This window comes from Pseudovibrio axinellae (assembly GCF_900110875.1).
Lineage (GTDB): Bacteria > Pseudomonadota > Alphaproteobacteria > Rhizobiales > Stappiaceae > Pseudovibrio > Pseudovibrio axinellae.
Genome location: NZ_FOFM01000006.1, coordinates 335,059 through 343,754 on the forward strand (window position 1 = coordinate 335,059; position 8,696 = coordinate 343,754).

The 8,696-nt window shown below is 50.9% G+C and carries 6 protein-coding genes and 1 rRNA gene; 4 read left to right on the top strand and 3 right to left on the bottom strand.

All coding sequences use genetic code 11. The features are described from left to right. The first annotated feature begins 30 nt into the window (after positions 1 to 30). From BMZ51_RS15225 to BMZ51_RS15235, 3 genes are all read left to right on the top strand, one after another. Positions 31 to 675, top strand: a complete 645-nt coding sequence (locus BMZ51_RS15225; protein WP_068006641.1) for a TetR/AcrR family transcriptional regulator — start codon at positions 31 to 33, stop codon at positions 673 to 675. 197 nt (positions 676 to 872) lie between these two features. After that, positions 873 to 1,574 carry a 2OG-Fe(II) oxygenase gene (locus tag BMZ51_RS15230; RefSeq protein WP_068006638.1) on the top strand — a complete coding sequence of 234 codons (702 nt, stop codon included), beginning with the start codon at positions 873 to 875 and terminating at the stop codon, positions 1,572 to 1,574. Between the two features lie 142 nt (positions 1,575 to 1,716). After that, on the top strand, positions 1,717 to 4,056 hold the full coding sequence (locus BMZ51_RS15235; RefSeq protein WP_068006855.1) for a heavy metal translocating P-type ATPase: 2,340 nt from the start codon (positions 1,717 to 1,719) through the stop codon (positions 4,054 to 4,056). A gap of 120 nt (positions 4,057 to 4,176) precedes the next feature. Here BMZ51_RS15235 and BMZ51_RS15240 read toward each other — a convergent pair whose 3' ends face one another. Together BMZ51_RS15240 and BMZ51_RS15245 are read right to left on the bottom strand one after the other, a co-directional pair. Next, complete coding sequence (locus BMZ51_RS15240; protein ID WP_068006636.1) at positions 4,177 to 4,881, bottom strand: hypothetical protein; 705 nt, start codon at positions 4,879 to 4,881, stop codon at positions 4,177 to 4,179. Between the two features lie 640 nt (positions 4,882 to 5,521). Further along, on the bottom strand, positions 5,522 to 7,057 hold the full coding sequence (locus tag BMZ51_RS15245) for an MFS transporter (protein WP_068006634.1): 1,536 nt from the start codon (positions 7,055 to 7,057) through the stop codon (positions 5,522 to 5,524). Between the two features lie 183 nt (positions 7,058 to 7,240). On the opposite strand from BMZ51_RS15245, the gene BMZ51_RS15250 reads away from it, so the two are divergent. Next, positions 7,241 to 7,570: an ArsR/SmtB family transcription factor gene (locus BMZ51_RS15250; protein WP_068006632.1), complete on the top strand. Its 330-nt coding sequence runs from the start codon at positions 7,241 to 7,243 to the stop codon at positions 7,568 to 7,570. Between the two features lie 1,045 nt (positions 7,571 to 8,615). Here the strand turns inward: BMZ51_RS15250 and rrf are convergent. Further along, positions 8,616 to 8,696: ribosomal RNA gene (rrf, locus tag BMZ51_RS24745) — 5S ribosomal RNA — on the bottom strand; the annotation flags it as partial.

The window sequence follows — 8,696 nt, forward strand, 5'->3', positions numbered from 1 at the left end:
AACACCTCCTTCTTAAGGCTAAGATTGATTATGGAAAGCAAGTTGGACAAGAAGAAGCAACGTGGTGAGAACACACGCAAAGCTCTCATCGTGTCGACCATCGATTGTCTTGATCGGCTCGGTTACGCAGAAACATCAATCAACCGCGTACTGGAAGGGGTAGACGTCAGCCGTGGTGCGCTGATGCATCATTTCCCCTCCAAAGAGGACCTCGTGATCGGGACTGTAGACTTCTTGCTTTCCAGAATTCTCCGACATTATCAGGTAGAAAGCCCGTCATCCTTTCCATTTGTGCAAACAGGTGGTCCAGGGCGGGGATCATTTGCAGATACGCTGGTGGCGTATTGGAAAAACATCATCGACACACCCGAAGGGCGTGCCTTCACTGAGATCATTATGGCAACACGCACAGATAAGGCACTCTCACAGCGCATCTCAGGACGTCTGGAGAACTGGAATGATGAGCTCGACCGTTTCTTCCTGCCGCCAAATTTAGATGCAAAAGCCGCACAAGACATGACCCTCACTCTGGTCATCTTGCGCTCATTCATCCGCGGCATGATCTTCCAGCAAGAGTTCCACAGCGACCCGAGCTACATCGAAAAGATCATCCGCAGGTTCTCTCAAATCTTGGAGCCGCACCTGACGTTGAACACCCTGACCAGCAATCAGTGACACGCAAGCCAGATCAAGAGTACTTCTGTTTCACTCTATTCCTCTGGCAATATTTGATGAGGCATTTCCAACGGTCTTTACAGGAGATTGACTGCTCCTTAAACTCTCGTCAGCACCCTTCCGCTGGTCGCTTTGCCAGTAGAACAACCGCATACGAACTGTGTAAACACACGCATGCTTTCAGGGGGGAAAAGTTGATGAGTAATGCCAGTTGCTCCAATCAAATTAGCACCTGTATCTCTCACGCATTACGCCAAGCAACACGGGACCACTCACCATTTCCCCACTGGACTGCTGACAATATATTGCCCTGCAAAACCCTAAGCGAGCTCCAACACCTTCCCACTTGCCAGCTAGAGTTGGATCACCGCGATGGTCAAAGGGCAAGCAACAACAAGTTCCGCCAATATCTGCATGGTGACACCTTCATCAAATACGAGGTGGAGCAAGAGATTTCGGCTGTATTTCAGTCTCCCTCAATCGTTGAGCTGCTAAGCACAATGTGCGCCATAGACCTTTCAGGCTGCTTTCTGCGCATTGAGTATGCCTGCGACAAAGATGGATTCTGGCTGGAACCTCACACAGATATAGGCGCAAAAAAGTTCACCCTGCTACTCTACCTCTCGCGATCCTGCGGGAAAGACCTAGGCACATCGCTATATTCAGACAAACATACATTTCATTCCAATGCCCCCTGGGCACCCAACCGGGCAGTATTCTTTGTACCCTCAGACAGGTCCTGGCATGGCTTCCACAAACGCCGGATCACCAACCCAAGGAAGAGCCTGATCATCAACTACGTGTGTCCTGCATGGCGCGCAAAAAACGAACTGGCCTTTCCCCAAACACTCACAGACAGATCCACAAATGGTGCAAAGCAAGAGCTTACGCCAACTTAATCCAAATACTGGCAAAGAGCTTAAGGCTTGCCTAGTGACGATCCCAAGTCATACAGGGCATTAATCCTTTAAGGCATTGCAAAGGCTTATGATCCGGTCGGCCTTTGCGCAAGCCTACAGGATTCATGGAGCCTTTTATTCAATGGACGAGGCATCAAATACACCCAACCTCAACACCTCCTCCCCCACAGAGCAGGACCCGGTTTGTGGAATGCAGGTTACCCTCACAGAACAAACTCTTTCAGCTGAGTTTGCTGGAAAAACCTATCATTTCTGCTCTCAAAAATGCTCGGACAAATTTGAGGGTGACCCGTATTTTTACGCCGAAGGCAACAGCAGGAAACAACAGGCAGCGCCGCTCAAAGCCAGTGAATACACCTGCCCAATGCATCCTGAAATTGTGCGTCAGGAACCCGGGGAATGCCCAATCTGCGGCATGGCTCTAGAACCAATCAGCACCTCAAAAAGTGACGAACCAAGCCACGAACTTGTAGATTTCACACGTCGTTTTTGGATAAGCACGGCCCTCTGCATTCCTCTGCTGATCATCACCATGGGCCCCATTTTGGGTATTCCCATTCGCTCATGGCTGGGAGAACCAACCGCCATCTATGTCGAATTTGCACTCGCAACACCGGTCGTCCTTTGGGCTGGCCTTCCGTTGTTTAAGAGAGGCATCAAATCAATCACCACATGGAACCTCAACATGTGGACCCTCATCACACTTGGCGTTAGCGCAGCCTACCTGTACTCTCTGGTCGCAACCTTCCTGCCCGGCTTGTTCCCACCAGATATCCGCGCCGCTACGGGCCATCCTCCTGTTTATTACGAAGCCGCAGCTGTTATCTTGGCACTGGTTCTGATGGGTCAGGTGCTGGAAATGCGCGCCCGCGAACGCACAGGCGATGCCATCCGGGCCCTGTTGGACCTAGCCCCTAAAAGCGCAAGGCGCGTGCTGGAAGATGGCACTGAATACGATGCGCCATTAGAAAACATCATGGCAGGAGACAGGCTGCGTGTGCGCCCTGGCGAGTCTATCCCGGTCGATTCCCTTGTTGTTGAAGGCCAATCCTATGTTGATGAAAGCATGATCACTGGCGAGCCAATCGCCCTGCAAAAAAAAATCAACGACACAGTCACAGGTGGGACGCTCAATAAAAACGGAACGCTGATCATCGAAGCGACCAAGGTTGGCGCAGACACCATGCTCTCCAAAATCGTCGCGATGGTTTCTGCTGCACAACGCTCCCGCGCACCAATTCAGGGCATGGCAGACAAAGTTTCCGCCTATTTCGTCCCAGCCGTTGTCACCGTTGCCATCCTCGCCTTCTTTGTCTGGCTGCTGGTTGGCCCCGCACCCTCCCTGTCCTACGCCGTCATCGTCGCAGTCTCTGTCTTGATCATCGCCTGTCCCTGCGCTTTGGGTCTCGCCACCCCCATGTCTATCATGACGGCCAGCGGCAGGGGCGCCCAAGCCGGTGTCCTTATCAAAGACGCAACCGCGCTGGAACTCATGTCCAAAGTCGACACGCTCATTGTAGACAAGACCGGAACTATCACGGAAGGCAAACCCACAGTCACCTCAACACAATCCTTCTCAAAGGACCATACCCAGGATCAACTGCTTTACATTGCTGCCTCAATTGAAAAAGGGTCAGAACACCCCTTGGCAGAAGCAATAGTTGCCGCCGCGACGCTGCAAGGCCTCACTCTTTCCACCCCGCAAGATTTTAAAGCACATACAGGCAAAGGCGTAACTGCTGAGGTTGAGGGAAAATATTACGCCATAGGCAATCCCGAGGTGTTTGACCTGCAAGACAGCATCACTGATGAAATGCAGTCCAACTACATATTCTTGAGTTCACAGGGCAATACGTGTGTTTACATTTCAAACAGCAAGCAGGTCATTGGGCTACTTGCCATATCCGACCCAATTAAACACAGCGCCATTGATGCTATCAAACAGTTGCATCAAGAGGGCATAAACGTCGTCATGGCAACCGGTGACAATGCGCTTACAGCCAAAGCCGTCGCGCAAAAAGTTGGCATTGATGAGTTTAAAGCCGGAGCCCTACCTGAAGATAAAAAGAGGTTGGTGGACCACCTCCATGAGGCTGAGGCAGTCGTTGCCATGGCAGGCGACGGGGTCAATGATGCGCCCGCGCTGGCCGCTGCTGACGTGGGGCTTGCGATGGGTACCGGGGCAGATGTTGCAGTGGAGAGCGCTGGCATCACTCTGTTAAATGGTGACCTGACAGGTATCGTCAGAGCCCGCAAACTTGCAATCGGCTCCCTGCGCAATATCCGGCAAAACCTGTTTCTGGCATTTGTCTACAACTCAGCTGGCGTCCCTATCGCAGCAGGTATCCTCTACCCCTTCACAGGCGCTTTGCTCTCGCCCTTAATAGCAGCTCTGGCAATGAGTCTTTCTTCCCTCTGCGTCGTCCTCAACGCCCTGCGCCTGCGCCACCTAAAACTATAACTGGGCGCGGGTACAACAATGATTGGAGAGCAGCATCAGACCCTGCTCACCAATCATCATATCAACAACACCGAAAAACTGCCGGGCACCAAGGCAGCAGCTCTTCACAGTCAGGCACGATTATGCCTCAGCTTGCCCTTCAGGAGCTTCCACTTGTTCTTTGCGGCGTTTGTTCTGTGTCATGATAAAACGTACAACCCCATACCCGGCAAGAAGTGCGGCCACAAACAGCCCAAACTTAATGTGGTCAGCCTCAGATCTCTGGCGCAGTCCAAACTCCCGGCCTTGCATGAACGGCTCAACAAACTGAACATTCTGGCTCAGAGTTAACCCGGCTTCACGGGCTGCATCCTCAACCACACCCTCAAGTTTGCTACTCACGTAGGCGCTTTCACCGTTGACATGAATAACCGTAGACAGTGCACGGGGCTTCGCAACCATGAACTTATCCAGAAAGGCAGCAATGTCTTGGCTTGTCTCAAGCATAAAGGCCGTAGCGACAGGCTGGCTTTTGTCGATTGCATCGGGAGAGAAGGCAAACAAGATAGTCTTTTTGGTATCGATCGTGCGTTTACCAGACACCGACACAGTATAAATTGCATCCAGATCAACTTGCGCGGCGACATTGATTTCATCAACGGCACTGAAGGAGTTCGAGGTGACCTTCGATGCGTCAACAACGTCAGGCATAGGGGCTTTCAGCGCCTCTAACCGCGCTGCATTAAGAAGCTTTTCCTCGTTCCCCATATAAAAGCCGCCACCGACAACCAGAGCCGCAAGTACAAAATAAACAGGCCATGGGAAACTAAACACTAAACGAAACATAACCAACCCTTAAAATTTGTCTAAATTACAATATGCCTCACCAAGCCAAAAAGATCCGCCAGATTTACTTAAAATTTGAATCTTAAACTTATAAATTTAAATCAGCTAATCAATAGTATATTTATAATAGACTTAATGCTTACTACATATTCACCCCCTACTGCTCCTTCAAAACTTACATGTCAATATATCACAGGATGAATACTCTGCTTTCCAAACAGATAATGGACCGGGTGCTTACGCCTGAACGCAAAAAGAAAACTCTAAAATCAAACCCAGCCCATTTCTGAAAGAGCCACACTCAAAACTTATAGGCATCAGGATTTGGAAATTAATTAGGCTCCAGCTTTTCCACTTTGGCGCAGGGGCTATCTTTGCGTGCAAGGTCTCTTTTTCGAGGATGGTGCAATTATGGCATGCCTATTTCGTCAAACACACATCCTGACGTCACCTCCGGGTTGCTGGGGTAATTTGCCAACACGCTGTTGCAACCTCCAACTGAGACGAGCGCTGAACGATACACAAGTATCGCCCGCGCCAGTTCATCGTAAGGCCAACAGATGCCCAATTGGGCACCCGTTAGTTGCTTGGTAAAACTCATCCCCCACCAACAAGGGTAGTTCCCTTAATTCTCCCAGAACTATCCTGCCGCAGATCTACCTTGAGCATCACGGATAAGAAGGCCGATCACCACTGCCAGAATGAGGAGGACCGAAACCAGCAACCAGAGAACGCCGTGAAAGGCACCATCATAACCATGTATTGTTACCTGAAGAATTCTCTCAACGGACATGGCGTCACTGATCGGGATCGTTGTGTTGAGTTTACCCGCTGCAATATCGTTGACCCAACCACGCAACGTCGCTGCATCCCCTGTCAAAACTGATAGTTCGGCATTGAGTTGGTCATGAAGCAATGTGGCCAAAACAGAACCATAGAGAGAAACAGCAATCGCTTCACTTCCCAAACGAAATGTATTGAGCAAACCAGCGGCCATGCCAGATTTACGCTCAGGAACGACTTGCAAAGCGAGTGCATCAACCATGCCTGCTGTTAGGCCAAAACCAGCGCCTATCAAAAGCAGTGGCACGACCAGATAAACAAACTGAAGATTAGGCTCGCTAATCCAAGCCAGACTTAACACACCGACCAGCAAACACCCCAAACTGCTCATCACGACGATTGATGCCGGCACACCACCGGCCAGAAGCCTGCCCGCCACATTAGGGAAAACCAACAAGGGCGCTGTAAGAAGCAACATGGTCAGCCCCGCTGCCGTTGCGCTCATCTGAAGTACTGATGTGACATATGTTGGGAAGTAAGTGAGCAAGGTGACAAATCCAAACGACCCTGCAACCGTAATAAGCGAATAGCCAATAAATGCCCTGCTGGTCAGCAACGACAGATCCAGCATAGGCGCTGGATGCCGCTTTTCCTGCTGCCAGAACACTACAAAAAGGCCAGCAGACAAAAGCACTAATGCGGCCGTCCCCGGGTCTTGCCAACCCCATTGTGAACTTTGGACAATTGCCAATATCAGGCTAAACAACGCACCTGCAAAAAACAGTGCTCCCAAATAGTCAAACTTCAGTCGCCCCTCTGCCGAAATTTCATCCCGCGGGATCGACTTACTCCATATTAAAATGACACTGAGAAGAGTGAGGTGCGTGTAAAATATTACCCGCCACCCCAGCGTATCGAGAAGTAAGCCAGAAAGCGTGGGCCCCAAACTCACACCCAATCCGGCGACAGTCCCAAATAGAGCAAACACCTTTACTCTCTTGTTTCCTTCAAAGTTGGAAGACAACAGGGCAATACCGCAAGAAAACACAGCCGCAGCCCCAGCACCCGCCAGTGCTCTGCCAATATCCAGCACGATGATGTTGGGGGACATTCCCGAAATGAACGACCCAACACCATAAATGACCACCCCTGCAAGAAAGCAGCGCTTGCGCCCCAACTGGTCAGACAATGCGCCCCACACCAATGTGAGGCAGGCAAACGTTAAATTAAATGCATTCACCACCCAATGAAGAAGGGTCAAATCAGCATTTGTGTCCCTCGCAATAGCAGGCAACGCGATTGCCGTTCCTGAGATTGAACTTGGTACGACAAAAATTGCGAGTAGAATGAGGGGAACAAAACCCATTCCACCTTCATTTGATCTGAGTTTCATGCCTATTCTTTACTTTCATTCTCCATTGGTGCTCAGATCCTCCGCAACAACGTTGCAGCAGCCAGGACCAGCCAAACAGGCACCAGTGAAAAGGTTTGTTATTAATCAAAGGTTCGATTTCCATCGAACCTACAATAAGCATATGATTGTGGTCAACACATTTGGATAAAAGGCGCGGGGAATATGTCCGAAAAAACTACTCATCCAAGCGTTGAGGAAATTGAATTGAGCGCAGTGCTGGCAGCACTCGTGGATGCAAAGCGTCGCTACATCGTTCAAGAGTTTCTAAAATTGGAAAAAGGCACAGAGCGCCATTGCTCAGCCTTTAACCTGAACCTCAGCAAGGCAACCACTTCCCACCACTTCCGCAAACTCCGCGAAGCAGGCCTTATCAGCCAAACAGACCTGGGCAACCGCAGCGTTGCAACATTACGTTACGACGATATAGAACAACGCTTCCCGGGATTGCTGGCGCTCATAGCAAATGAAGATAACGATGGGGTGACCTCCTGAGAGGTCGCTCTCAACCTCCCCTAAAGCCAACGCCTCGCGAAAAAAGCCGGGCAACGCAACCAACAGCAACGAACCGATTGCCACCCATAAAGCAACACCTCAGCCCAATGCATGCCGAGTTGCCATGGAAGCCATTTCTAGGCGCTCACTTCCGTCAAAATGTGGAGTTGGCAAGTAACCAGCCCGCAGCGCGGCCTAAAACACTGCACCACCCGGCACTAAACGCCACAAACGCCATGCTCCGCAATCACATAGAAACAGGTCCCGCTGCCATGGGCGTGCAGCCTGCCGCACTGGTCGTCTCGTGACGGGGATAACGTGTATCTCCAGCCAACATCAGACTTCGGCCAAACGCGGGGGATATCTATTTTCGCTTCGTCCACTGAACAATTCTATCCCTCTGCCGGAATATTGGAGTGCAGTTTGAGCTGCATCCGCACTCAACGGCCTTAACAGATATTCGAGGTGCTCAGGTTCAGTCCACCCATGGTATCCGCTCCGGCTTAGACCCAGTGACACAACTGACACTGAAGCTCACCCCATAGGACACAACAACGGCTTTATCGCGGAACCAACGCACAGTTTGACATAACAACGCACAAAACAACGCAAAGTCGGTGGGAAGGGATTTTGATCGGGATTTCAGTAACTTGAGGAGTACTGCTGGATCGCCTTGCTACCGGCGCGCTTCAGTCTCTCAGCTTTCACTTATCAGAGACAAACTAGTCGTAACGAAGCTTGAGCCGACAGGTTCATCAGTGTTGCAAGCGTTTACTCGGAGGCTACTCGACGGTAGGCCTGCCCCATTGTTATCCCCGCTGAAGGGTTTCACGGCAAACGCTGCCTTGAGCGCTTCGGCGGCTCTGCTTGATCGTGAGTGCACTTACCCCGAGCTAGGCTTATCGGCGTTCATGGTGTCATGTGGGTGGGGTCGGAATTCAAATGTGGAATACAAACGCAAAAAGCCCCCGAGCTTTTTGTGCTCGGGGGCTTTTTGATGAATGATGTTCTGGTTATTTTGGAGAGTTATTTGTATGTTCATCATGCCCGGCAGCGCCCTACTCTCCCGCGTCTTGAGACGAAGTACCATTGGCGCAGGGGCGTTTCACTTCCGAGTTCGGGATGG